This window comes from Natronosalvus rutilus (assembly GCF_024204665.1).
Lineage (GTDB): Archaea > Halobacteriota > Halobacteria > Halobacteriales > Natrialbaceae > Natronosalvus > Natronosalvus rutilus.
Window position 1 is genome coordinate 1,765,101 of the sequence record NZ_CP100355.1, and the last position, 22,447, is coordinate 1,787,547.

The following is a 22,447-nucleotide window of genomic DNA, read 5'->3' on the forward strand; positions in this document are numbered from 1 at the left end:
TCGGAGAAGTGATGCAGGGAGCAGGATTTGAACCTGCGGACTCCTACGAGACAGCGCCCTGAACGCTGCGCCGTTGGCCTGACTTGGCTATCCCTGCTCGCACTCCTCCGTACCCGTCGCCCCGTAAAACCCCTTTCGATTTGGGAGTCCGATCGGCTGCCAGTTTCGCCGCTCGCGGCCTCGACGGCCGTCGATGGCGACCCAGCGTGTGTGTGAACGGGGGTGGGACGTCGGATCATTGGTGGTTCGTGTGTTGTTCGTTGTTCGGGGGACGCTTACAGCTGAACGGCTTCCTCGAGTTCGGCCGCGCGGCGGTCGATCGAATCGACCGCGCGCGTGACGAGTTCCTCGACGCTGAACGAGCCATCGGTCTCGACGTGGAAGACGAACGCGCCGGCCACGTCCTCGACGCGCACTTGCTTGCCGGGGTAGCGCTCGGAGAGGTCGTGGCCGAACTCGCTCGTGGGAACGAGTTCGCCGTCCTCTTCGATCACGCCGCGGACGATCTGGGTCTCCTCGTCTTCGAACTCGGAGAGGTCGTCCTCGACGGTCACGCGCTGTAAGTGGCGGTAGCCGACGGCCACGCCGCCCTGGTGTTTGGCGTGGTCCTTGCCGCGGTCGATCACGGCGTCGGCCTCGGCCTCGAGGCGCTGTCCGTCCTTGAGATCGATGATCGGGACGTTCTCGTCGGCGGGCCGAACGAGGTCGTCGCTCGTGACCAGGTCGCCCGAGTAGGCGGTCGCCGGTCCTTCGACGTCGATCGAGAGGGTGACGGTGTCGTCCTCGACGAACTCGCCTTCCGGGGGCGTCGTCAGCGGGACGAGCCCCAGTCGAAGCGCGAGTTGCTCGTCGAACATCACCGACGAGTTCTCGATGAAGCGAACCTCGTCGATCGCCATCGTGGGTACGTCCGCGATCATCGCCCGGCGGATGCCGTTGGCGAACGCGGGTGTGAGGCCGCGGACGAGAAAGCGCGCGCTCCGGTCGTCGCGTTCGACGAACTCGACGTCGTACGCTTCAGTCATGATCTAGTAGCCGCCCTTGCCTTTGGGTGCGCGCGATCCGTCGTGGGGGATCGGCGTGACGTCTTCGATGCGGCCAATCTCGAGACCTGCACGGGCGAGCGCGCGGATCGTCGCCTGTGCGCCGGGTCCGGGGGACTTCTGTAGGTTGCCACCGGGACCGCGAACGCGGACGTGGAGGCCGGTGATGCCGGCCGCCTTGATCTCGTCGGCGATGGACTCGGCCATCTGCATGGCCGCGTACGGCGACGCCTCGTCGCGGTTCTGCTTGACCGCCGTCCCGCCGGAGGACTTCGCGATCGTTTCCGCACCCGTGAGGTCGGTCACGGTCATGACGGTGTTGTTGAACGATGCGTGTACGTGGGCAATGCCCCATTTGTCGTCGTCTGCCATGTTATTGACCCTCCGCTCGTGCCGGGTGGAGTTCGTCCGCGATCGGACTGTTCTCGTCGATGTCGACCAGGTCCTCCTCGTCGACGTCGACGACGTACGACGGGATTCGCTGGCGCTGACCGTCGAGGACGATGTGGCCGTGCGTGATGAACTGGCGCGCCTGCTGTGGCGTCTGGGCCAGTCCCTTGCGGTAGGCGACCGTCTGGAGACGGCGCTCGAGGACGTCCTCGATCTCGAGGCTTAGGACGGCGCCGAGTTCGTCGCCTTCGTTGAGGATCCCGACGCGCTTGAGGCGTCCGAGGAACTCCTCGGTCCGGTTGATGACGGTCGCTTCGTCCTGTGGCTGGGCGAGCAGATCACGAGCCTCGCGTCGGTACGAGCGAAGTTCGGACTGGGCTCGCCAGAGCTCTTCTTTGTTCTTCAGGCCGTAGCGGTCGAGCAGCGCGTGCTCGCTCGAGATGCGCTCGCCCTGGTAGGGGTGATTCGGCGTCTCGTACTGTTTGGTGTTGGATCCCAGCGGCATTATTCGTCATCCTCCGCTTCCGCCGCGGCTTCCTCGGCCTGTTCTTCACGGATTTCCTCGACGTTGACGCCGATGGTTCCTTCCGTACGACCGGTGGACTTCGTCCGCTGGCCGCGGACCTTCTGACCGCGCTTGTGACGGACTCCTCGGTAGGAGTCGATCATCTTCATGCGGTTGATGTCGTGTTGACGGGTCAACTGGAGATCGTTCCCGATCTCGTGGGTCGATTCGCCGGTGTAGAAGTCCTTCTGGCGGTTGGTAAGCCACTCCGGGACGTCCTCGGCGTAGTTCTCTACGTGCGTGACGACTTCGTCGATCGTCTCTTGATCGAGGGCACCGAACGTCGCCGTACGGTCGACGCCGGCTTCCTCCGCGATGATCCGGGCGGCACGTCGGCCGATCCCGTTCATCTCGGCGAGCGAGCGTTCGACGGACTTCGTGCCGTCGAGGTCGGTCTGCCCGATCCGGACGAAGTACTGAAGCTCGTCTTCCTCCTGTTCTTGCGGTTCTTCCTCACTCATGTGTTGTAGGTCGTCTGTGGTTCGTTGATCGGCTCTCGCCGGCGACGGATCACGGGTTGTATGTTTGGGTCCCGTGACTCGTGGCCGGCTGCGAGTGGGTGATCGACGTCGTGGCGGGGATTTGAACCCCGGAGGCTTGACGCCACATGGTTAGCAACCATGCGCCTTGGGCCGCTTGGCTACCACGACACCGTGGTCATCGTCGCCCTTCCGGACTCGGGGCCGACCCCCTACATTCGTATTGCACCCGTCACTTCCCGTGGCCAGTACTTAAGGGCAACGAAAGGCCGTGATTCGTCAGTCTCGCGCCGCGTGCTACCACACCGAAATGCTACGACTTATTAGGAACTAGGAACAACGGACTGACAATCGGTGCCTTCCAAAGAAGCGCTCCTCCGTCTGGCGGTTGCCCTCCTCGTGATCGTCGCGATCGGTCTCGTCGCCGCGACTATAACCACGCCCACCGATCCCGGGAGCGACGGCGTCGGCACCGGCGAAGGCGTCGGTGAAGGGCCGGGCGAAGGAGAAGGTGACCCGTACGCCGATTCGGGTGCGGGCGAGCCCGGCTCGACACCGGCATTTCTCCAGTACCTCGTGTACGCGTTACTAATCATTATGGCGCTCGTGGTGGTCTGGTACCTGATCAACTACCGGCGCGAGGTCGTCAAGATGGGAGCTGCCGCGGTGCTCGCGGCACTGGTCCTACTCGCGCTCGCCTATCTCATCCTCGAGCTCGGTGCGCCGCCGGAGTTCCCGAACGAGAGCAACAGGGTCGAGCCGCCAAACAACACCTCCGGCGGCAGCGGCAGTCCCGGGAGCGACGCCCAAAGCACGGACACCTCGTTCGATTTCGGCCCGCTCCTCGGCGCTCTCGCCGTCATCGCGACGATATTCGTCGGTGGCCTCGTCGCGAGCAAGCGGTCCTCGTCGACGGATGATGCCACGGCACTCGAGGACGCGGCGGACGCGCAAAACGCCGAACAAGCGGCGGTCGCTGCTGCCGCCGGTCGCGCTGCGGATCGAATCGCCGACGAGTCCTCGACGGGAGTCGACAACGAGATCTACCGCGCCTGGCTCGAGATGACCGACCTCCTCGAGGTCGACCGTCCCGAGTCGACGACGCCCCGCGAGTTCGCGGCCATCGCGATCGACGCGGGCCTCGAGCGCGACCATGTCGAGGAACTCACGGACCTGTTCGAGGCCGTTCGCTATGGCCACGAGGACACGACCGACGAACGCGAGGAACGGGCGGTCTCGATCCTGCGATCGATCGAGTCGACGTACGGCGAAACGGACGCAGCAGGCCGAACCGATCGAGGTGACGGTCGATGACCCGCCGTCTGCCACTCGTCGTCGGCGTATTCGCCTTTCTCGCCGGCGTGTTCGTTCTCGTCGGTGCGACCAGCTTCAACGCCGGACAGAGCCTGATCGGCCTGATAGGCGTGCTGGCGATCCTGGTCGCAGTGAGCGGATTCAGCCGCCGCCGCACTGAACGCGACCTGACGACGACGACGGATCCCGAACACCGGACGACCGTTCCCGTGCCCGGACGGACGCTCTCGAGCGCCATCGCTCAGTTTCGAACCGACTCCTACGGATTCATCTCCGGCTCGAGACGCATCGTCGACGGGCTCCGTGAGGCTGCGATGGCGGTTCTCACGCGGTTCGATGGGCTCTCGACGGAGGACGCGCGCGACCGCATCGAATCGGGCACCTGGACGGCCGACGAACGCGTCGCTGCGTTTCTCTCGCCGGAGCTCGACCCCCCGGAGACGTCCCTCCGGAATCGGGTCGTGGCTGCACTCGACCGCGAGACGACCTTCCGGCAGAACGTCCAGCGAACGGCGGCCTCGATCGCGGCGATCGGGTACGGCGGCCTCGGCGATCAGGTACTGCCCGACTCGATCCCGCAGTACGACCCGGAAGAACTGGAGGACGTCACCCCACGGACGACCCAGGACTCGTTCACCGGTCGGGTCGAACGGTCGATTCGCGAGACCGGGTACTGGACGGGCGTCGGCGGTCTCGCGCTCTTCGCCGTCGGCGTCGGCGCCGTCGTCCAGTCACCGGGTACCGTCCTCGCCGGCGTCGTCGGGGTCGGCTACGCTGGCTTCGCCCACCTTCGGGACGCCCCAGACCCCGACCTCACCCTCGAGCGCACGCTCAGTGACGACCACCCTGATCCGGGCGAGGAGGTGACGGTAACGGTGACGATCACCAACGACTCGGACGGGTTCGTCCCGGATCTCCGGTTCGTCGACGGGATTCCCGCGGGACTCGCACTCGAGTCGGGTTCGGCACGGCTCGGGACGTCGCTTCGCCCCCACGACTCGGTGACTCTCGAGTACACCGTCACGGCCCGCCGCGGCAGACACGGGTTCGACCCGGCACTCGCGCTCACGCGCGACCTCTCGCGCTCGAGCGAACGCGAATCGTATCTCACGACCGAGACGGAGACGGCCATCGTCGCCGAACCGACGCTCCAGCCGCTCACGACCGCGGTCCCGCTCAGACCCGCCGCCGCGGCGTTTTCCGGTCAGCTGACGACCGCCGACTCGGGGGAGGGGATGCAGTTTCACTCGGTTCGCGAGTATCGGCGCAACGACCCGCTCAACCGGATCGACTGGAATCGTCACGCCCGGTCGGGCGAACTCGCAACCCTCGAATTCCACGAGGAACGGGCCGCTCGAGTCCTCGTGTTGATCGACGCGCGGAAGACCTCCTACCTCGCACACCAGCCCGACGCCGCTCACGCGATCGATCGGTCCGTCGAAGCGGCCGGTCGGATCGCCGCGTCACTGCTCGATGCCGGCGATACAGTCGGGCTAGCCGCGCTCGGCCCCGTCAACCGGGAAGCCAATCGGCGGCTCAACTTGCGCGAGACGTGCTGGATCGCTCCCTCGTCGGGACAGCACCACCGAATTCGGCTCAGCGAGGCGCTCGCGTCTCACGAGCAGTTCTCGACGGAACCGCCTCACGAGGAAACCCAGTGGCGACCACAGCTGCGGATGATCCGTCGCCGTCTCGCCGCCGAGACCCAGATCGTCTTCCTCAGTCCCCTGTGCGACGCCGCCGCGGCCCGGATCGTCCGTCGCCTGGACGCCAGGGGCCACGCGCTCACCGTCATCAGTCCGAATCCAACGGCCGAACGGACGACCAGTCAGCAACTGGCCCGCGTCGCCCGCCGCATCAGGCGGTTCGACCTCCAGCGAGCCGGCGTCCCCGTGATCGACTGGGAGCCATCGGAGACGATCGACGAGGCGGTCGCTCGAGCGAACGCGGGTGGTCGCCGATGAACGAACTGACCAGGCGACCGACGCTGATCGCGAGCCTCGGGGCGGCTCTCGCCGCGGTGATCGTCGTCGGAGCGACCGCCGTCGGGTCGCCAGCCGGTGCGGTCCTCGCTGTCGTCGGAACCGCCTCGCTCGTCGCGGGCCTGGTATGGGGGATCACCGACGCGACCGACGCCGGCGCCGGATTGCTGTTCGTCGCCGTCGTCCTCAGCGGGTTGCAGGGGATGCCCCCCGAAGTGACGGTCGTCGGTGCCATCGCCGCCCTCGTCGCCCTGGACCTCGGCCGGAGCGCCGTCGAACTCGGCGAGCAACTCGGCCGAGAAACCGATACCCGCCGCCTCGAGGGCGTCCACGTCGTCTCGAGTCTCTCGGTCGGGCTGGTCGCGGCGACCCTCGGGTACGGCGTGTACGTCTTCGGCGGCGGCGGACAGCCCGCTGGCGGCGTCGTATTGCTGTTGCTCGCTGTCGTCTTCCTCGTAGCTGCGCTCAAGTAGCGTTCGTCCTGGTGGCTGCGCCAGGGCACCAAGTAGCGTTCTTCCACGAGTCGCGAATCAGGCGCCGACGTCGATGTATTCGTCGTTGAGCTCCCACTCTCCACTCGCGTTCCGGACCATGTACTCGCCGTAGTAGGGCACGCGATTGGCGACGACCTCGCGGAACGCCTCGCGAATCTCGGGTCTGGTCATCTCGCCCATCGGACGCAGGTCGTCGTTGCGGTTGAGACACCCCTTGAGGTACCCCTCGTGGGTGACGCGAACGCGGTGGCAGTTCGCACAGAACGTCGGGTTCTCGACGGGATCGACGATCTCGACCATCCCGCGACCGTCTCCGTCCTCCTGGCCGATCCAGTAGCGCTTCCGGTCGTGCATCTCGCGGTGTTCGATTGCCTCGGCCTGGTCGGCCAGCCAGTCGTGGACGCGCTCGATCTCGACGTTCCACTCGGGCTTGCCGGTCAACTCCGGCATGTACTCGATCAACTGGAGTTGCAGGCCGTCGTTTTCGGCCACGTGCTCGACCATCTGCGGGACGTACCCCGCGGTGTGTTCGAACACGACCATGTTGAGTTTGACCGGATCCAGGCCGGCCTCGAGTGCCGCCTCGACGCCCTCGATCACCCGGTCGTAGGCCCCGCTCTTCGTCACCGCGGCGAACGCCTCCGGATCGAGGGCGTCCTGGGAGACGTTCACTCGCTCGAGTCCGGCGTCGACGAGTGCTTCGGCGCGGTCGGGCAGGAAGGTACCGTTAGTCGTCAGCGAGACGGCCATCGAGTCGGGCGTCCGCTCGATAATCTCCTCGAGGTCGTCCCGTAACATCGGCTCGCCGCCGGTGAACTTGACGGCCTCGACGTCGAACTCGGCGGCGACCTCGAGAAAACGGACGACGTCGTCGGTCCCCATCTCGTTTTCTCGCGGGTCCATCGGTCCCCGCGTGTCCCCCAGTCCTTCGTTGTGACAGTAGATGCAGTCGAAGTTACACCGATCGGTGAGCGAGATACGTACCCCGGAAACCTCGCGCCCGAAGTCGTCGGTGAGCATGCGACTGTCTTACGCACGAAACCGCTTAAACTCGAGGGTACATTCGGACGAGAGGTAACCGCTTGTGGTTACTTTTTAGGCGCGTGCGTAGTTTTCCCTCAGGAGCATGCGGGCAACCACCATCGACGAGGCAGCCGATTCCTCGGCGATCGGCGTGGTAATATTTACTCCGTCCTGGGCTGTCACGGCCGGGCGCTTTATTACGAGGACCGACGAGGGGTTCCTATGGGACGTTCTCCTCCGGCAGCGCTCGATCAGTACGACCCGGGCTCGAGCGTACTTGTCGTCAGCCCCTCCATGGACGCGTCCGACATCGTTACCACCGTCGAGGGCATTCGTTCTCCCGATCCGACCGACAAGGCCGACGACGAGCGGCCGACGGTCGTCGTCTCTCGCGTCCACACGGCCGAGGCCATACTGGACGCCTGGCGGTCGCGCATCGGCGACTTTCCGAGTCAATTCAGCATCGTCTCCATCGGCGAGGTTACCCGTTCGATAACCGCCGGCACCAGTTCTGTGGAACTCCCCCAGGCGCACATCCTCACCGTCGGTACCGAGGACGTCACCGGCATCGGCATCGCGATCGGCGACGCACTCTCGCGGTGGGACGAGGGCAAGGGTGAAACCGAGGACTCGAACACAGACTCGAGCCCGAACCAGCACCCCATCCTCTGGTTCGAATCACTCACACCGCTGCTTGAGCGCAAAGGTCTCGAGATGACTTTCCGATTCCTGCACGTGACCCTTGAGGAAATCCGTCGGGCCGACGCCGTCGCGTACGTCCACGTCGACTCGTCGGTCCACGACAGGGAGACGATCATGACACTTACGCATCTCTTCGACGACGTCGTCGAATTCGAGCCGTGAGTATGAGTTCGACGCTCTGCGGATAACGCTTGAGTCTCTGCGACTACCGCTCGAGTTCGGCCCTGTGTACGACGGCGCGAAAACTGCTACTACCGAAAACCCCTTCTGAGGCGAAGCGGCGGCAGGTATCGACGATCGATTAGCGTCGACAGTGAGCGGACGCGACGGGACGCGACGATCACCGCCGACAGCCCTCCGCCTCAGGACTCGATCGGCGGGTGTTGTACCGACTCGATCCAGAAATCCTCGACTGCTCGCACCATCGAATCGAACTCGTCCGGCGAATCGGGTTTGGTCAGGTAGGCGTTGGCGGCCCGTTCGTACGATTTGATGATGTCTTCTCTGGCCGTCGAACTCGAGAGGACCAACACCGGCGGGGACGGGTGATCGAAGTCGTCTTTCAGCATCTCGAGAATTGAAAACCCATCGAGCCGAGGGAGGTTCAGGTCCAGTAAGATCAGATCGGGAAAGGGCCGTTCGTCGTCCTGTTGGCACTCGTGTAAGATTCGAACGGCTTCCTCGCCGTCCGTCGCAATCTGAAAGCGCACCTCGTTCAGAGCCGATTTGAACGCCTCCTCGGTGAGCCGAATGTCTCCTGGGTTGTCCTCGATGAGGAGAATATCGACGGGCTCCGTTGGTCTGAACGTCTGCACACACGTCCTTTCTTCCAGACCTGCCTAAAGGTGGTCCCTAAGCATGTGGGGTAAGCACCGACACGCGTCGATTTCGTGTGGAAGAACCGCAAGCGACGACGTACGCTCGTGACGGCTCACGCGATTCCGACGCGAACCGTGACTCCGTCCGGATCGGTAGTCTCGAATCCGTTCTCACGGTCCGTCACGGAGACGTCGGTGGCGACCAGTCGGTCGTGGATCGTCTCGAGTGCCGCCGCGCTCGGAACGAGGAGTTCGAACCACGCCAGCCCGCGGCCGTCCACCGGTCGTGGCTGCGATCGACCGGCCCACGTGTTCACGCCCAGGTGGTGGTGGTAGCCGCCCGCCGAGACGAACAGGGCTCTGTCGAGTTCGGTCTGTACTTCGAATCCCAGCGTATTGACGTAGAACTCGCGAGCGGCCTCGAGCGAGGTCGTTTCGAGGTGGACGTGACCGACCGTCGTCCCGTCGGGAACGGTCGCCGCTCCGTCCGACTCGGCGGCGACACCCTCGAGATCCAGTGGAATCGTGCCGATCCGAACCGTTCCGTCGTCGCGACGCGGCCACGCCGACTGCGGTCGGTCGCAGTAGATCTCGACGCCGTTGCCGTCGGGGTCGTCGAGGTACAGCGCCTCGCTGACGTAGTGGTCGGAGGCGCCGTTCAGCGTCCACCGGTCGCGAATCCGCTCGAGGGCAGCCCCGAGCGCGGCTCTCGAGGCGACCTCGAAGGCGTTGTGGAACAGCCCCGCCTGGCTCCGATTGCGTGGTGTGGCATCGGCGTCTCGGCGAAGCTCGAGCAACGGTTCCGTCTCGGTGCCGAGCGTCGCCGCCGTCTCGCTGTTCGCTCGGACGACGAGCCCGACGACGTCTCGATAGAACTCGATCGATTCCTCGAGGTTCGCGACGGTCAGCGCGGTGCGACCGATGCGCGTCGAATCCGGGAGGTGGTCAGTCATGCGATTCGGAATCCTCGTCGGCGGCGGGCGGTGTTCGTCGGTCGTCGATCCGGCTGGTGGCTGTCACGATGTTCTGTTAGATATTCGGGCGTGAATCCGATATACTTTCGCGAACACCAGTTTCACCTGGTTACGCCGATGTCATCCGGCGGTTGCTCGAGGGAGTGCGTTCGTCTGGTTCTTCCGACTCTCCTAGCTCGTTCGGGAGGCGGAAATCGTCCGGAGACGTCTCCAATGGCCCAGACTGGTCACGCGAGCCGATTCGAAGCGAGTTCCGCACCCTGGACCAGCGACTCGAGTTTCTTCCAGACGAGCGCCGGATAAACGAGGTTCGCGGTCATCACCGTCTCGAAACCGCAATCGCAGCCGGCGACTATTCGCGACGGATCGCCGACGCTCTCGGCGAATCGCTCGAGTCGGTCCGCGACGACCTCGGGGTGCTCGACGACGTTCGTCTTCACGTCGATCACGCCGGGAACGAGCGTCCAGTCGTCGGGGAGCGGGTGCTCTGCGATCGTCCGGTACTCGTGGTTGTGCCGGGGATTCGCGCCTTCGACGACCAGACCCGAAACGTCGGCCTCGTAGAATTTGTCGATGACGTCGCCAAGCGCCACGTCGTGGTGGTGAGGACCCGGGTAGTTCCCCCAGCAGGCGTGGAGTCGAACGCGGTCGGACGGGACGTCGCCGAGCGCGACGTTGATCGCCTCCACGTAGGTTTCGACCTGGTCGCGGAACTCGTCGGTCGAGGCGTCCTTGTAGGTGATCGTGAACCCGGCGAGCAGTTCCGGCGCGTCGATCTGTAACTGTGCGCCGCTGTCGACGATAATCTCGTACTCGGTCCGGAGCGACTCCGCGAGGTCGAAGATGTACTCCTCGTTTGAGTCGTGATACGTCGAGTCGGTGAACCGGAGCACGGCCCCCGGCGACGGCGCGGTGTGGAATCGATCGCTGAAGGAAACGCCCGTCTCCTCGACCGCCTCGCCGAAGCGAGCCAGGTCTCGTTCGAGGGCCTCCTCCCCGACGTACTCGATGGGACCCGTCGCGATCGGTCCGCCGATGTTGTCGATGTCACCCAGCGCGTGTTCGGCGAACTCGGGATACTCCTCGAGGTCGGCCGGCAGGTCGCGCTCGGCGAACCGGTCCGAGTACCCGGAGAGGCGATTCGTCACGTCGACGGAGTACGCGAGCCGACTCTGTTCGCCGTCGTTCGCGACGTCGATTCCCGCTTCGGCCTGTTTGCGAACCACGTCGCGGACCGCCTCGCCGACGGCGGTCTCGAACGCCTCCGAACGCGAATCGTCGTCGCGTCGCAACACTTCGCGGAGGGCGTCCGACCGGGGAAGGCTTCCGACGTGCGTCGTCTGGATGGAGAGATCACTGGACATCTACGTTCACTCGTGTCACGTGAACGTGCTCGAGCCACGTTTATATTCTCTTCTCCGACGTCCGCGTGGCGTACGGAAGGCCGTCGACTATTTCGCCGGCCGGTCCCCCAGAGAGGGGGAGTCCGTCGCCGTCCTCGAGAGCGAAATCGACTACGATCAACGGCGACGATCCGTCGGCGTCACCAGTCACTCGGTGCGTTCGAAGTAAACGCGCTGTTACGTCCGATCCGGAGGCGCGAAGTGGTCCAATACGACCACGGGAGGATCTATTGGGCGCCGCAATCGCGACGGAGCGGGTTCGACGATGGCACCGGGTAACTCGGCGTTACGGACGCGTCCACTGGTGGCCCTCGTACAGTACAGGAACAACAGCCGATTGAGCGAGAAAATTACGGGAACGATTGGTGGCGTTTATCCATTCGTCTATCGCCGTCTCGAGCGTTATGAACGAACAGCCAGGCGACGACGAGCGAACCACTCGTCCGTACGAATCCGGGACCGGGAACTCTCGCTGGTGGCCGACCACGCGGCGACGACTGCTCCAGGCGACCGCCGCTGCGGGTGGCCTCGCCGCAATCGGTAACTCGACGCTCGCCCAGGAGAGCGAGACGATCGAACTCGGGGGTGAGACCAGCGGATGGCAAGGAGTCGCTCCGGACGAAATCGAAGGCGAAACCAACCCAACGCTGGAACTCGAGGAGGGGACGACGTACGAACTCACGTGGGAGAACCTCGACGGCCAGGCGCACAACATCGTCATCGTCGACGGCGACGGCGAGGAACTCGAGCGCACCGAACTCCTGGCCGAGGAAGGGGAGACCCAGACGCTCGAGTTCGAGGCGACGAGCGAGATGGCGGAGTACTACTGCGAACCGCACGCAGGAACGATGCGCGGGGAGGTCTCGATCGACGGTGAAACCGACGACGAAACAGGTGACGAGTCGGAAGACGGCGAGGTACCGGCGTTCTTCGATCCGGGGGCCGAAATCGGGCTCCAGTCGGTCGCGGAGGGGATGACGGCGCCGACCGACTTTGCCGTGATCGGTGGGGGTCAGGACCAGGACCAGGACCAGTACCTCGTCGCCGATCAAACGGGCGAACTATGGCTCGTCGACGGCGACGGACGGCGAGAGGAACCGTTCCTCGACGTGAGCGACCGGCTGGTCGAACTCGGGACGTTCGAAGGATCGTACGCCGATCCGAACCAGGACTACGACGAACGGGGTCTCCTCGGCGTGGAGGTCCACCCGAACTTCGCCGAGAACTGTCGCTTCTTCGTTCACTACAGCGCGCCGCCGAACGACGAGACGCCCGAGGGCTGGAGCCACGTCGAAGTCATCTCGGAGTTCCACGCGTCGGGCGACCGGAGTGAAGCCGACCCGGACTCGGAGACCGTCCTCCTGGAGTTCCAGAAACCGCAGTACAACCACGACGCGGGTCCGATGGCCTTCGGACCTGACGGCTACCTGTACGTCCCGATGGGCGACGGCGGCGGCGCGAACGACGACATGGAGGGCCACCTCGAGGACTGGTACGACGAGAACGCCGGCGGTAACGGACAGAACGTCACCGATACCCTCCTCGGTGGCATCCATCGGATCGACGTCGACGCGGAGAGCGACGACAAACCCTACGCCATCCCGGACGACAATCCCCTGGTCGACGTGGACGATGCCATCGACGAGTACTACGCGTGGGGGTTCCGGAACCCGTTCGGCATCTCGTTCGACAGCGACGGGCGACTGTTCGTTTCCGACGCCGGGCAGGACCTCTACGAGGAGGCGAACCTCGTCGAAGCCGGCGGCAACTACGGCTGGAACGTCAAGGAGGGGACCCACTGCTTCAGTACGGATAGCCCGAGCGATCCGCCCGCAGACTGTCCGGACGCCGCTCCCGACGAACCGCCGTACAACGGCCAGGAACTGCAGGATCCGATCGTCGAATACCCCCACGTGTACGAGGGCGAGACGGTCGGGATCACGATTATCGGCGGCCACGTGTACGAGGCCGACCAGCTCGAGGAGTTACAGGGCAAGTACGTCTTCGGCGACTGGACGTCCGATCCGGCTCGCCAGGCGCCGGCGGGTCGACTCCTCGCGGCGTCAGAGCCTACCGACGACGACGGGGGTTCGGGCGACGACGGGGGTTCGGACGACAACGAGACGGCGGATACCAACTCGAGCGACGATGCTGACGGCGGGGAAGAGGACGTCGAGGCCATACCCCGTGACGAACTCTGGGAGATGGAAGAACTCCAGGTCTCGGGGACCGACGACGGTTCCTTCCCCTACTTCGTTCGGCAGTTCGGCCAGGACGGCGACGGTAACGTCTACGTCCTCGCAAATCGAGAGGGTGTGCCGTCGGGCGACACGGGAGTCGTCATGAAGATCGTGCCATCGGGCGAGGGAGACGACATCTCGGTATCCGAGGATGGGGCTGACGAACAGGAGTCGGACGAGGAGGCGACCGAGGACACGCAGGATGAAGATGAAGACCAGGGTGACGGGACTGACAGCAACGAAACAGATAACAACGAAACTGACGGTAACGAAACCGACAACGAGACGTAATCAGCAACGAACCGACTCGCACCAATACGGCTCGAAGAGGCGTTCTCCTCGCTCCCACTCGAGCCGATGGAAGATCTACGACTGCTGATTTTCCGGCCAGCCGGCGTCGATGCCCGCACCGAGGACGATTCCGAGAGCGATCCCGATAGCCAACTCGTCCATCGCGACGCCGATGGCGACGCCGAGTACGAGCCCGATCGACATCCCCGTCCCGGGCGCTCGTCGGGACTCGTCCTCTCCGTCTCTGGAAGCCATGAGGACATACTCGCTGTATCTGGAGATAATACTATCGCTGAACGTACGGAAAGCGGTTGTGCGAATTGGACCTCTCGGACTGAACGAACTCTCGGGGAGAAGTACGTTTTTCGCCCTGAGCCCCGAGCGACTCGCTACGCTCGTCAGATTGATTCAGTGAAAATGTACTGACTGGGATTTGAACCACGCTCGAGAACCTGTTCGCGACGCTCACAGAACCTCTCGGTCTGATTCAAATCTTCGGGTGACTTCACGGCTCACCGATGGCGGATGGCGAGCACACGCTACGCGGTGCTCGTCGGTATTGTTCTCCGTAGAAGTGCGCTGGCTGGGATTTGAACCCAGGTTGTGACCATGGCAAGGTCACGTGATACCACTACACTACCAGCGCCCGGTTGCACTCTCACCTACACCGGCAAGGGTGTATAAGGGTTGCGAATTGGGAGGGGTGTGGGCTACGACTGCACGACTCACACCGCGCGCCCGGACGGCGATTTACCGACTCGATAAACACCCTCGAGGCTCGCGGCGACGGCGTTGGCTCACTTGATCTCGAACGACCAGTCGCCGTCGGCCTCGATGTCGATCCAGCAGACGTTGGCGGCGTCGTACGACCGCGAGCCCTGGAACTCCCCGCTCTGGTTCACCAGTTGTTCCCAGCTGCCGTCGACTCCCCAGCCGTCCACGATGACCGACCCGTCCCCGCTGTAACTGCCATCGACGCTGAGGTCCTTTTCGGTCCACAGCGGGCCGACGAACGACGGCCCCGTTCCGGACGCCGAGGTCGGGATGTCGGTCAGGTCGTCGGCGTGAACTTCGGGTTGATCGAGGTCAATCTCCCACTCGCCGTCGGCCTCGACCTCGAGTTCGTAGGAGCCCCCGCCGACGACCATCATCGATTCGCCATCGGCACCGCCGGCGGTCTGTGCCAGCAGGTTGTCAGCCAGGTTGTCGTCGCTCGACTGGAGCCTGGCGACGAACTCGCCGTCGGCAGAGAAGTCTCCCACGAGAATTCCTTCCGAGAGGTCGAACGAGTCCGACGTCGCCGAACCATCCCCATCGAAGGAGAGCGAGCGGCCGCTCTCGAAGATCGTTCCCTCCGGCCGTTCGGCGGTTTCGTCTTCTTCGCCGTCACCGTCGCCGCCGTCGTCACCGCCACTCAGGTTGCCGTCGACCACGTCTGACAGCGTCACGACATCGAGACCACGCTGTTCGATGTGGTTGAGCAAGTGCTCCAGGTCGTCGATCGACATGCTGTTCGAGGTCGATTCGCCCTCGACGATCCGCGGAATGCGAAGGATGGAGAGCTGGTTCCACTGGTCGACGTTGTTGATATGACGGCGAACGCCCTCGTGAAGGGCCGGCCCCCAGATCTGTGGGAGGGTGTGAATGGAGGTCGGATTGCCACTGGTCGGTCCGCCGCCGAACAGCAGCCCCGACTCGTAGTGCTCGCGGAGTGCCTTGTGAGTCTCCTGGGTCATCCTATCCTCCGGGACGACGAAGTGCCGGGCGCCCTTTTCGAAGCCCCGCTCTTCGAGCGCGGTTCGGGTGACTTCGAGGACGCGCTTCTGGCGCTCGATTGGCATCTCCGGAAGCGCACCCTGGCTTACGGGATAGGCACAGACGTCCCAGCCCTGGTCCCGCAGTTCCTCGAGTTGCTCGAGCGACATCTGGCTGCGCCCGCCGATCTGTTCGGGATCGACGGCGACTGCTGCAGACCAGCCGCGTTCTTCGAGCATCGGCGCGGCGCGCTCGTACTGGGTACGGTGGCCGCCGTAGAACGCCAGGATTGCCTTGCCGTTGTCGACGCCCTGCTTCTTCCGGAGGTCGTCGACCACAAGTCGCGTGGGTCCGTCCTCGGGGCCGTACCCGATGATGTTTAGCCGGGTGACGTTCGGAAGGTCGAGTTCGCCGTACTTCTGGCCGTATCCGAAGTCGATGCGGAGCCAGCCTTCGTACCCGCCAGGGACCACGCGGATGCTCTTCAGTCGGTTGTCACGGCTGCCGGTTTCGACCTCGAGGGCGACCCGGTTAGCTGACTCCACCTTGACCGCCAGCGAGACGTCGTAACCGCCGAGGTCGAGCCGATCCGGGAATGGCGTCGTAGCGATGACCTGACTCGAGTCGCTCTCGAGGACCGCCGCCTGCGACCCCGTTCTGGCCTCGTCAGGTGCGGCCTCGATCGTCCCTTCCGTCGTCCGCCAGTGCTCGAGATTCTCGAAGGTGTCGATGGGTTCGCCAGTTTCGATCGCGGGCCACGCGATGTTGCCACCGTCGTCGTCGCCGTTCCCGGTTCGATCGCTGTCGCCGTTCCCGTTGCCGTTGCCCGAGGTTCCGTTTCCATTTCCGTTCCCGTCTCTTGGGTCGCCGCCAGGGATCATATCCAGACAGCCAGCGAACGATGCCGAGCCTGCGCCCAGTGCAGCCAACAGTTTGCGTCGGGATGACGGTTGCATTGGGTCACCGTCTGGGACCGGGGACCTTCTTAATGGAGGATATAATGAATGAAATCCAACCGTTTCACGGATAAGGACCGACCTTTCCCTCTCGCTAAGCCCGCCGAACCCGGTAGCAATTACCGCGTTCTCGCGACCATTTTGTGTGCCCAAGTGTCACGAATTCTGCCCTGCGAACCGCTCACAGCCGGGAATCGAATCCGCTACCCTTTTAAGACACTGTCCGTAACACATCGCTACAGTCTAGTGACGAGGCGCCGAAGTCGCGGTATGACCGTCAGCGTGCTCGTGCCGTCGTCACTCAGCCGGGAAGCCGAGGACAAACGCGAGGCCACTCGCAAACTCGGATACGTCGCCCGTGCGGCGACTATCTTCCGGGCCGATCGCCTGATCGTCTACCCCGATCCAGGGGGCGACGACGGGCGATTTGGCGACGGGTTCGTCGAAACCGTCTTGCGGTACGCCGCGACCCCCCCTTACCTCCGAAAGGAGGCCTGGGGCAAGCGGGACGAACTGGAGGCCGTGGGCGTCTTACCGCCGCTCCGTGCCCCGTCACAGACCGGCTCCGAATCGAACGGTTCGGGGTCGACAAGACAAGGAATCGTGACCGAGGTCGGACCTGAAGGGCGCGTCCGGGTCAATTGCGGACTGCAACACCCGATCTCCCTCAACACGCCTCCCGGAATGGAGGTCGGCGAGGGAGAGCGCGTGACCGTCAGGATCTCTTCGCGACGACCGGTCCGGGCGAAACTCGTCGACGAACCCTCACCGGGGTTCGCCGTCGAGCGGACGGACCTCCCGGCAGCACTCGGCCGTGAGGACGCCGGCGTTCGTATCGCGGCCTCCCGATATGGTGAACCGCTCACCGTGGGACGCCTCGAGACGCTGGCCGGACGCGTCGAACGGGACGGGATGACCGTCGCCTTCGGCGCACCCGAGAGAGGGTTGCCGGACATCCTCGGTATCGACCAGGGGGCCATCGAGGCCGCCTACGCCGATACCGAGGACGACGCAAACGTCGAACCCAGCGATCTGCGCACGGAAACGGGGTTCGACCTCTGGCTCAATACGGTTCCGAACCAGGGGAGCGCGGTCGTGCGAACGGAGGAGGCTCTGTTCGCCACCCTCGCCCCCCTCTCACTGAGAGCGTGATAGAATGCCACAACCAAACGCACCACGCAAAGGCTCACTCGGGTTCGGCCCACGAAAGCGGGCGACCAGCGAGGTCCCACGCTTTTCCTCGTGGCCGGACGACGACGGACAGCCAACGCTCCAGGGCTTCGCGGGCTACAAGGCCGGCATGACCCACGTGGTTATGGTCGACGACACCGCTAACTCGCCGACCGAGGGAATGGAACAGACCGTTCCCGTAACCATCGTGGAGACGCCGCCGATGCGCGCCGTCGCCCTGCGTGCGTACGAGAACACACCGTATGGACAGCAACCGATTACCGAGGTCTGGACCACCGAGTTCGTCGACGAACTCGAGCGCGTCCTCGACGTCCCCGGCGACGAGTACGACGCCGAGGCCGCCGAAGACGAGTTCCGCGAGGAACTCGAGGCCGGTCGGGTCGACGACGTTCGCGTCATCACCCACACCGTCCCCGGTTCGATCCCCTCGGTTCCCAAGAAGAAACCCGACGTCATGGAAACGCGCGTCGGCGGCGGCTCCGTCGAGGACCGCGTCGACTTCGCGCTCGAGACGATCGCCGAGGGCGGCGAGCACGTCATGAACGACGTGTTCCGCGCCGGCGAGTACGTCGACGCCAGCGGCGTCACCAAGGGGAAAGGTACCCAGGGTCCCGTCAAGCGATGGGGCGTCCAGAAGCGCAAGGGCAAGCACGCCCGGCAGGGATGGCGCCGCCGCATCGGGAACCTCGGTCCCTGGAACCCGAGCCGCGTCCGCTCGACGGTCCCCCAGCAAGGTCAGACCGGGTACCACCAGCGGACCGAGCTCAACAAGCGCCTCGTCGACATCGGCGACGGCGACGACGCGACGGTCGACGGCGGCTTCGTCAACTACGGCGAGGTCGACGGCCCGCACGCGTTGATCAAGGGCTCGCTCCCCGGGCCAAACAAGCGCCTCGTGCGCTTCCGCCCGGCGATTCGACCCGGAGACCAGCCGCGTCTCGATCCCGAGGTGCGCTACGTCTCCACCGCATCCAACCAGGGGTGAACTAGCAACACATGAACGCAACAGTACGAGACCTGGACGGCGCAGACGCGGGGGAGGTCGAGCTCCCGGCGGTCTTCGAGACGGAGTACCGCCCGGACCTGATCGCCCGCGCGGTCCGCGTCGCACAGGCAAACCGAAAACAGGCTTACGGTGCCGACGAGTTCGCCGGGATGCGTACCCCCGCCGAATCGTTCGGTAGCGGTCGCGGGATGGCCCACGTACCCCGGCAGAACGGACGCGCTCGCCGCGTCCCGCAGGCCGTCAAGGGACGACGGGCCCACCCGCCGAAGGCCGAGAAGGACCAGGGCGAATCGATCAACAAGAAAGAGCGCAAGCTCGCGACCCGAAGCGCCATCGCCGCGACGGCCGACGCCGAGATTGTCGCCGAGCGCGGACACGCCTTCGACGACGACGCCGAACTTCCGCTGGTCGTCAGCGACGACTTCGAGGACCTCGTGAAGACGAAGGAGGTCGTCTCCTTCCTCGAGGCCGCCGGCGTCGATGCAGACATCCAGCGCGCCGACGACGGACGCAGCGTCCGCTCGGGGCAGGGGAAGCTCCGCGGTCGCAAGCACAAACAGCCCAAGTCGATTCTCTTCGTGACCTCGAGCGAGGCCGGTCCCTCGCGTGGCGCCCGCAACCTCGCGGGTGCCGACGTGGCGACCGCCGCCGAGGTCAACGCCGAGGACCTCGCACCGGGCACCCAGGCCGGTCGACTGACCGTCTGGACCGAGAGCGCACTCGAGGAGGTGGCCGACCGATGAGCGGAATCATCGAACACCCCCTCGTGACCGAGAAGGCCATGAACGACATGGACTTCGAGAACAAGCTCCAGTTCCTCGTGCACGTCGACGCCTCGAAACCCAAGATCCGTGACGCCATCGAGGAGCGCTTCGACGTCGAGGTCGCGAACGTGAACACACAGATCACCATGGACGGCACGAAGAAGGCAACGGTGACGCTGGGCGAGGACGACGACGCCCAGGAAGTCGCCTCACGAATCGGGGTGTTCTGAGCATGGGACGACGAATCTTCGGTCAGCGTCGAGGGCGCGGATCGCCCACGTTCCGCGCACCGTCGCACCGATACAAGGCGAATCTCGAGCACAAGACGCTCGAGGACACCGACGTGGTCTCGGGCGAGGTCGTGAACATCGAGCACGACCCGGCTCGCTCGGCGCCGATCGCGGCCGTCGAGTTCGAGGACGGCGAACAGCGCCTGATCCTCGTTCCCGAGGGCGTCGCCGTCGGCGAAGAGATCCAGGTCGGCGTCAGCGCCGAGATCAAACCCGGGAACACGCTCCCGCTCGCGGAGATCCCCGAGGGGGTCCCGGTCTGTAACGTCGAGGCCAAGCCGGGCGACGGCGGCAAGTTCGCTCGCGCCTCCGGCGTCAACGCGGACCTCATCACCCACGACCGCAAGGCTGCGGTCGTCCAGCTGCCAAGTGGCGAAGTCAAGCGGCTCGATCCCCAGTGCCGTGCCACCATCGGCGTCGTCGCCGGTGGCGGCCGCACGGAGAAGCCGTTCGTCAAGGCAGGAAAGAAGTACCACAAGATGCGCGCCCGCGGGATCAAGTGGCCGCGCGTCCGCGGGGTCGCCATGAACGCCGTCGACCACCCCTTCGGTGGCGGCGGTCGTCAGCACCCTGGTCGCCCCAAATCCGTCTCGAAGGACGCACCCCCGGGACGGAAAGTCGGTGACATCGCCTCCCGGCGAACCGGTCGAGGTGGAAACAAATGAGTTCGGAATACCGTACCGGCCGCGAGGGTGAGGAGTTCACCTACCGCGGTCACACGCTCGAGGAGCTCCAGGAGATGGAGCTCGAGGAGGTCGCTGACGTGCTTCCGGCACGACAGCGACGGAGTATCGTGCGCGGGCTCTCGGTCGAGCAGGAGAAGTTGCTCGAGAAGGCTCGCAAGAAAGACGAACAGGAGACGGCCAACTCGCCGATCCGGACGCACCTGCGCAACATGCCGGTGCTGCCGGAGTTCGTCGGGCTGACCTTCGCCGTCTACACCGGACAGAGCTTCGAGCGCGTTCGGATCGAGCCCGAGATGATCGGCCACTACCTCGGTGAGTTCCAGCTCACCCGAACGTCCGTCACGCACGGACAGGCCGGCATCGGCGCGACCCGATCGTCGAAGTTCGTCCCACTGAAGTGATCATCGCATGGGAATCAACTACTCAGTCGACGCCGACCCGGACACCACCGCGAAAGCGATGCTCCGGGAGCGTCACATGAGCCACAAGCACAGCAAGGAGATCGCCCGCGAGATCAAGGGTCGAACGGTCGACGACGCCGTCGAGTACCTCGAGGCGGTCGTCGACGGCGAGCGCTCGGTTCCGTTCCGGTCGCACAACTCCGGCGTCGGCCACCGCTCGGACATCGACGGCTGGGACGCCGGTCGCTACCCCGAGAAGGCCAGCAAGGCGTTCCTCGAACTGCTCGAGAACGTGGCGGCCAACGCCGACCACCAGGGCTTCGACGGTGGGTCGATGGAAATCGCCCACTGTGCCGCCCACAAGGTCGGCGAGTCCGTCGGGCGCAAACCGCGTGCGATGGGCCGGGCCTCCGCCTGGAACACCCCGCAGGTCGACGTCGAAATCGTCGTCGCGGACGCGGACGCAGAAGGTGACGACTAATGGCAGACGAACACGAATTCATCGAAAACGGCCTGCAGCGGTCCCAGATCGACGAGTTCTTCGAAGAGGAACTCGGCCGCGCGGGCTACGGTGGCATGGACGTCGCCAAGACGCCGATGGGAACCCAGATCGTCCTCAAGGCCGAGAAGCCGGGGATGGTCATCGGCAAGGGCGGCGAGAACATCCGGAAGGTCACGTCGGCCCTTGAGGAGAAGTTCAACCTCGAGGACCCCCAGATCGACGTCCAGGAGGTCGACGAACCCGACCTCAACGCGCGGATCGTCGCGGATCGACTGGCTAACGCCCTGGAGCGAGGCTGGTACTTCCGGAAGGCCGGTCACACGACGATCGACCGGATCATGGACGCTGGCGCCCTCGGCGCCGAGATTGTCCTCGCTGGCAAGGTCACGGGCGCACGCTCGCGCGTCGAGAAGTTCAACCGTGGCTACATCAAGCACAACGGCGAACCTGCCGAGGAGATCGTCGACACCGGCCAGGGCGTCGCGGTCATGAAGCTCGGTACGATCGGCGTGACGGTCAAGATCATCCCGCCGGGAGCCGAGCTTCCCGACGACTTCCGCATCCACGACGACCTCGATCCCGAGGAAGTCGTCCCAGATGCCGTCGAGGCCAACGAGGCTGAGGGCGTCGAGGAGTTGCTTGAGGGCGAGCCAGAAGAGGCCGAGCCTGACGCCGGAGAGACGGAAGCCGAAGCCGGCGAACCGGCCCCGGCCGACGAGGCCGAAATCGACGAAGACGTCGTCGAAGAGGTCATCGAGGAAGAAGTCGCCGACGAGGAAGAGACCGACGCTGGCGAATCCGAGGCAGCGGTCGACGCCGAGGACGTCGAGGAGGAACTCGACGAACTCAACGAGGAGATCGAGGCCGAAGCGGAGGATCTCGTCGCGGAGATGGAAGCCGAGGACGAAGCTGAAGCTGAAGACGAAGACGAAGCAGACGAGGGAGGTGACGCCTGATGGCGATCCTCCACACCGAGGAGATCCGCGACATGACGCCCGCCGAACGGCAGTCCGAACTCGAGGACCTCGAGACGGAACTGCTGAACGCCAACGCGGTCCTCGCCGCCGGTGGCGCCCCGGAGAATCCGGGCGAAATCGGCGAACTCAAGCGGACCGTCGCGCGGGTCAAGACGATCCAGAAGGAAGAAGGCGACCTCGACGACACCGACGAGGAATAAG

Annotated in this window: 24 protein-coding genes and 3 tRNA genes; 14 read left to right on the forward strand and 13 right to left on the reverse strand. The window is 64.9% G+C overall.

Translation table 11 applies throughout. From position 1 onward, the window contains the following. Positions 1-12: 12 nt before the first annotated feature. The 6 genes from NGM29_RS08490 to NGM29_RS08515 form a co-directional block, all read right to left on the reverse strand. A tRNA-Leu gene (locus NGM29_RS08490) sits at positions 13-97 on the reverse strand. A gap of 178 nt (positions 98-275) precedes the next feature. Continuing rightward, positions 276-1,025, reverse strand: a complete 750-nt coding sequence (locus NGM29_RS08495) for a DNA-directed RNA polymerase subunit D (protein ID WP_254160145.1) — start codon at positions 1,023-1,025, stop codon at positions 276-278. A 3-nt stretch (positions 1,026-1,028) separates the two neighbouring features. Next, positions 1,029-1,415 carry a 30S ribosomal protein S11 gene (locus NGM29_RS08500; RefSeq protein ID WP_253433931.1) on the reverse strand — a complete coding sequence of 129 codons (387 nt, stop codon included), beginning with the start codon at positions 1,413-1,415 and terminating at the stop codon, positions 1,029-1,031. Between the two features lies 1 nt (position 1,416). Beyond that, entirely contained in the window at positions 1,417-1,938 is a 522-nt protein-coding gene (locus tag NGM29_RS08505; protein ID WP_254160147.1) for a 30S ribosomal protein S4, read from the reverse strand. Beyond that, positions 1,938-2,459 carry a 30S ribosomal protein S13 gene (locus tag NGM29_RS08510; protein ID WP_253433936.1) on the reverse strand — a complete coding sequence of 174 codons (522 nt, stop codon included), beginning with the start codon at positions 2,457-2,459 and terminating at the stop codon, positions 1,938-1,940. The genes NGM29_RS08505 and NGM29_RS08510 overlap by 1 nt, the downstream gene beginning before the upstream one ends. A 106-nt stretch (positions 2,460-2,565) precedes the next feature. Further along, positions 2,566-2,648: transfer RNA gene (locus tag NGM29_RS08515), tRNA-Ser, on the reverse strand. Positions 2,649-2,831: 183 nt separating this feature from the next. On the opposite strand from NGM29_RS08515, the gene NGM29_RS08520 reads away from it, so the two are divergent. From NGM29_RS08520 to NGM29_RS08530, 3 genes are read left to right on the forward strand one after another with little or no spacing between them, the layout of a single operon-like run. Then, positions 2,832-3,791, forward strand: a complete 960-nt coding sequence (locus NGM29_RS08520; RefSeq protein ID WP_254160149.1) for a DUF4129 domain-containing protein — start codon at positions 2,832-2,834, stop codon at positions 3,789-3,791. After that, entirely contained in the window at positions 3,788-5,755 is a 1,968-nt protein-coding gene (locus NGM29_RS08525) for a DUF58 domain-containing protein (protein WP_254160151.1), read from the forward strand. The genes NGM29_RS08520 and NGM29_RS08525 overlap by 4 nt, the downstream gene beginning before the upstream one ends. Continuing rightward, positions 5,752-6,246, forward strand: coding sequence for a DUF7519 family protein (locus NGM29_RS08530; RefSeq protein WP_254160153.1), 495 nt, complete (start codon positions 5,752-5,754; stop codon positions 6,244-6,246). Before NGM29_RS08525 ends, NGM29_RS08530 begins: the two co-directional genes overlap by 4 nt. A 57-nt stretch (positions 6,247-6,303) precedes the next feature. On the opposite strand, the gene moaA is transcribed toward NGM29_RS08530, so the two are convergent. Further along, the gene (moaA, locus tag NGM29_RS08535; RefSeq protein WP_254160155.1) at positions 6,304-7,287 is read right to left on the reverse strand and encodes a GTP 3',8-cyclase MoaA; all 984 of its coding nucleotides are present in this window, start codon (positions 7,285-7,287) and stop codon (positions 6,304-6,306) included. Positions 7,288-7,512: 225 nt separating this feature from the next. Here moaA and NGM29_RS08540 point away from each other — a divergent pair, with 225 nt between their 5' ends. After that, positions 7,513-8,154: a DUF7504 family protein gene (locus tag NGM29_RS08540; RefSeq protein ID WP_254160157.1), complete on the forward strand. Its 642-nt coding sequence runs from the start codon at positions 7,513-7,515 to the stop codon at positions 8,152-8,154. Between the two features lie 200 nt (positions 8,155-8,354). Here the strand turns inward: NGM29_RS08540 and NGM29_RS08545 are convergent, their stop codons facing one another. From NGM29_RS08545 to NGM29_RS08555, 3 genes are all read right to left on the reverse strand, one after another. Further along, positions 8,355-8,807, reverse strand: coding sequence for a response regulator (locus tag NGM29_RS08545; RefSeq protein ID WP_254160159.1), 453 nt, complete (start codon positions 8,805-8,807; stop codon positions 8,355-8,357). Between the two features lie 116 nt (positions 8,808-8,923). Then, the gene (locus NGM29_RS08550; RefSeq protein WP_254160161.1) at positions 8,924-9,763 is read right to left on the reverse strand and encodes a VOC family protein; all 840 of its coding nucleotides are present in this window, start codon (positions 9,761-9,763) and stop codon (positions 8,924-8,926) included. A gap of 248 nt (positions 9,764-10,011) precedes the next feature. Continuing rightward, entirely contained in the window at positions 10,012-11,148 is a 1,137-nt protein-coding gene (locus tag NGM29_RS08555) for a cobalamin-independent methionine synthase II family protein (protein ID WP_254160163.1), read from the reverse strand. 443 nt (positions 11,149-11,591) lie between these two features. Here NGM29_RS08555 and NGM29_RS08560 point away from each other — a divergent pair, with 443 nt between their 5' ends. Continuing rightward, positions 11,592-13,718, forward strand: a complete 2,127-nt coding sequence (locus tag NGM29_RS08560; RefSeq protein WP_254160165.1) for a PQQ-dependent sugar dehydrogenase — start codon at positions 11,592-11,594, stop codon at positions 13,716-13,718. Between the two features lie 75 nt (positions 13,719-13,793). Here NGM29_RS08560 and NGM29_RS08565 read toward each other — a convergent pair whose 3' ends face one another. The 3 genes from NGM29_RS08565 to NGM29_RS08575 form a co-directional block, all read right to left on the reverse strand. Next, on the reverse strand, positions 13,794-13,973 hold the full coding sequence (locus NGM29_RS08565) for a glycine zipper domain-containing protein (protein ID WP_254160167.1): 180 nt from the start codon (positions 13,971-13,973) through the stop codon (positions 13,794-13,796). A 320-nt stretch (positions 13,974-14,293) separates the two neighbouring features. Further along, positions 14,294-14,364: transfer RNA gene (locus NGM29_RS08570), tRNA-Gly, on the reverse strand. Positions 14,365-14,515: 151 nt separating this feature from the next. Next, positions 14,516-16,429: a polysaccharide deacetylase family protein gene (locus tag NGM29_RS08575; RefSeq protein WP_254160169.1), complete on the reverse strand. Its 1,914-nt coding sequence runs from the start codon at positions 16,427-16,429 to the stop codon at positions 14,516-14,518. 270 nt (positions 16,430-16,699) lie between these two features. On the opposite strand from NGM29_RS08575, the gene NGM29_RS08580 reads away from it, so the two are divergent. From NGM29_RS08580 to rpmC, 9 genes are read left to right on the forward strand one after another with little or no spacing between them, the layout of a single operon-like run. Continuing rightward, positions 16,700-17,581 carry a putative RNA uridine N3 methyltransferase gene (locus tag NGM29_RS08580; protein ID WP_254160171.1) on the forward strand — a complete coding sequence of 294 codons (882 nt, stop codon included), beginning with the start codon at positions 16,700-16,702 and terminating at the stop codon, positions 17,579-17,581. A gap of 4 nt (positions 17,582-17,585) precedes the next feature. Further along, positions 17,586-18,605 (forward strand): 50S ribosomal protein L3, encoded by a 1,020-nt coding sequence (locus NGM29_RS08585; protein ID WP_254160172.1) that lies wholly within the window; start codon positions 17,586-17,588, stop codon positions 18,603-18,605. 11 nt (positions 18,606-18,616) lie between these two features. After that, on the forward strand, positions 18,617-19,369 hold the full coding sequence (gene rpl4p, locus NGM29_RS08590; RefSeq protein ID WP_254160173.1) for a 50S ribosomal protein L4: 753 nt from the start codon (positions 18,617-18,619) through the stop codon (positions 19,367-19,369). Continuing rightward, entirely contained in the window at positions 19,366-19,620 is a 255-nt protein-coding gene (locus NGM29_RS08595) for a 50S ribosomal protein L23 (RefSeq protein ID WP_254160175.1), read from the forward strand. Before rpl4p ends, NGM29_RS08595 begins: the two co-directional genes overlap by 4 nt. A 2-nt stretch (positions 19,621-19,622) precedes the next feature. After that, a complete protein-coding gene (locus NGM29_RS08600; RefSeq protein WP_254160177.1) occupies positions 19,623-20,345 on the forward strand; it encodes a 50S ribosomal protein L2 in 723 nt (240 codons plus the stop codon). Next, a complete protein-coding gene (locus NGM29_RS08605) occupies positions 20,342-20,767 on the forward strand; it encodes a 30S ribosomal protein S19 (RefSeq protein ID WP_254160179.1) in 426 nt (141 codons plus the stop codon). Before NGM29_RS08600 ends, NGM29_RS08605 begins: the two co-directional genes overlap by 4 nt. Positions 20,768-20,774: 7 nt before the next feature. Beyond that, a complete protein-coding gene (locus tag NGM29_RS08610) occupies positions 20,775-21,248 on the forward strand; it encodes a 50S ribosomal protein L22 (protein WP_254160181.1) in 474 nt (157 codons plus the stop codon). Continuing rightward, positions 21,248-22,225 (forward strand): 30S ribosomal protein S3, encoded by a 978-nt coding sequence (locus NGM29_RS08615; protein WP_254160183.1) that lies wholly within the window; start codon positions 21,248-21,250, stop codon positions 22,223-22,225. The genes NGM29_RS08610 and NGM29_RS08615 overlap by 1 nt, the downstream gene beginning before the upstream one ends. Continuing rightward, on the forward strand, positions 22,225-22,446 hold the full coding sequence (gene rpmC, locus NGM29_RS08620; protein ID WP_254160185.1) for a 50S ribosomal protein L29: 222 nt from the start codon (positions 22,225-22,227) through the stop codon (positions 22,444-22,446). Before NGM29_RS08615 ends, rpmC begins: the two co-directional genes overlap by 1 nt. Position 22,447: the final 1 nt, after the last annotated feature.

Bases quoted from the DNA above. Each gene is read 5' to 3' on its own strand.
- NGM29_RS08495 (WP_254160145.1), bottom strand. From the start codon at position 1,025: ATGACTGAAGCGTACGACGTCGAGTTCGTCGAACGCGACGACCGGAGC.
- NGM29_RS08500 (WP_253433931.1), bottom strand. From the start codon at position 1,415: ATGGCAGACGACGACAAATGGGGCATTGCCCACGTACACGCATCGTTC.
- NGM29_RS08505 (WP_254160147.1), bottom strand. From the start codon at position 1,938: ATGCCGCTGGGATCCAACACCAAACAGTACGAGACGCCGAATCACCCC.
- NGM29_RS08510 (WP_253433936.1), bottom strand. From the start codon at position 2,459: ATGAGTGAGGAAGAACCGCAAGAACAGGAGGAAGACGAGCTTCAGTAC.
- NGM29_RS08525 (WP_254160151.1), top strand. From the start codon at position 3,788: ATGACCCGCCGTCTGCCACTCGTCGTCGGCGTATTCGCCTTTCTCGCC.
- NGM29_RS08530 (WP_254160153.1), top strand. From the start codon at position 5,752: ATGAACGAACTGACCAGGCGACCGACGCTGATCGCGAGCCTCGGGGCG.
- moaA (WP_254160155.1), bottom strand. From the start codon at position 7,287: ATGCTCACCGACGACTTCGGGCGCGAGGTTTCCGGGGTACGTATCTCG.
- NGM29_RS08540 (WP_254160157.1), top strand. From the start codon at position 7,513: ATGGGACGTTCTCCTCCGGCAGCGCTCGATCAGTACGACCCGGGCTCG.
- NGM29_RS08550 (WP_254160161.1), bottom strand. From the start codon at position 9,763: ATGACTGACCACCTCCCGGATTCGACGCGCATCGGTCGCACCGCGCTG.
- NGM29_RS08555 (WP_254160163.1), bottom strand. From the start codon at position 11,148: ATGTCCAGTGATCTCTCCATCCAGACGACGCACGTCGGAAGCCTTCCC.
- NGM29_RS08560 (WP_254160165.1), top strand. From the start codon at position 11,592: ATGAACGAACAGCCAGGCGACGACGAGCGAACCACTCGTCCGTACGAA.
- NGM29_RS08565 (WP_254160167.1), bottom strand. From the start codon at position 13,973: ATGGCTTCCAGAGACGGAGAGGACGAGTCCCGACGAGCGCCCGGGACG.
- NGM29_RS08575 (WP_254160169.1), bottom strand. From the start codon at position 16,429: ATGCAACCGTCATCCCGACGCAAACTGTTGGCTGCACTGGGCGCAGGC.
- NGM29_RS08580 (WP_254160171.1), top strand. From the start codon at position 16,700: ATGACCGTCAGCGTGCTCGTGCCGTCGTCACTCAGCCGGGAAGCCGAG.
- NGM29_RS08585 (WP_254160172.1), top strand. From the start codon at position 17,586: ATGCCACAACCAAACGCACCACGCAAAGGCTCACTCGGGTTCGGCCCA.
- rpl4p (WP_254160173.1), top strand. From the start codon at position 18,617: ATGAACGCAACAGTACGAGACCTGGACGGCGCAGACGCGGGGGAGGTC.
- NGM29_RS08595 (WP_254160175.1), top strand. From the start codon at position 19,366: ATGAGCGGAATCATCGAACACCCCCTCGTGACCGAGAAGGCCATGAAC.
- NGM29_RS08600 (WP_254160177.1), top strand. From the start codon at position 19,623: ATGGGACGACGAATCTTCGGTCAGCGTCGAGGGCGCGGATCGCCCACG.
- NGM29_RS08605 (WP_254160179.1), top strand. From the start codon at position 20,342: ATGAGTTCGGAATACCGTACCGGCCGCGAGGGTGAGGAGTTCACCTAC.
- NGM29_RS08610 (WP_254160181.1), top strand. From the start codon at position 20,775: ATGGGAATCAACTACTCAGTCGACGCCGACCCGGACACCACCGCGAAA.
- NGM29_RS08615 (WP_254160183.1), top strand. From the start codon at position 21,248: ATGGCAGACGAACACGAATTCATCGAAAACGGCCTGCAGCGGTCCCAG.
- rpmC (WP_254160185.1), top strand. From the start codon at position 22,225: ATGGCGATCCTCCACACCGAGGAGATCCGCGACATGACGCCCGCCGAA.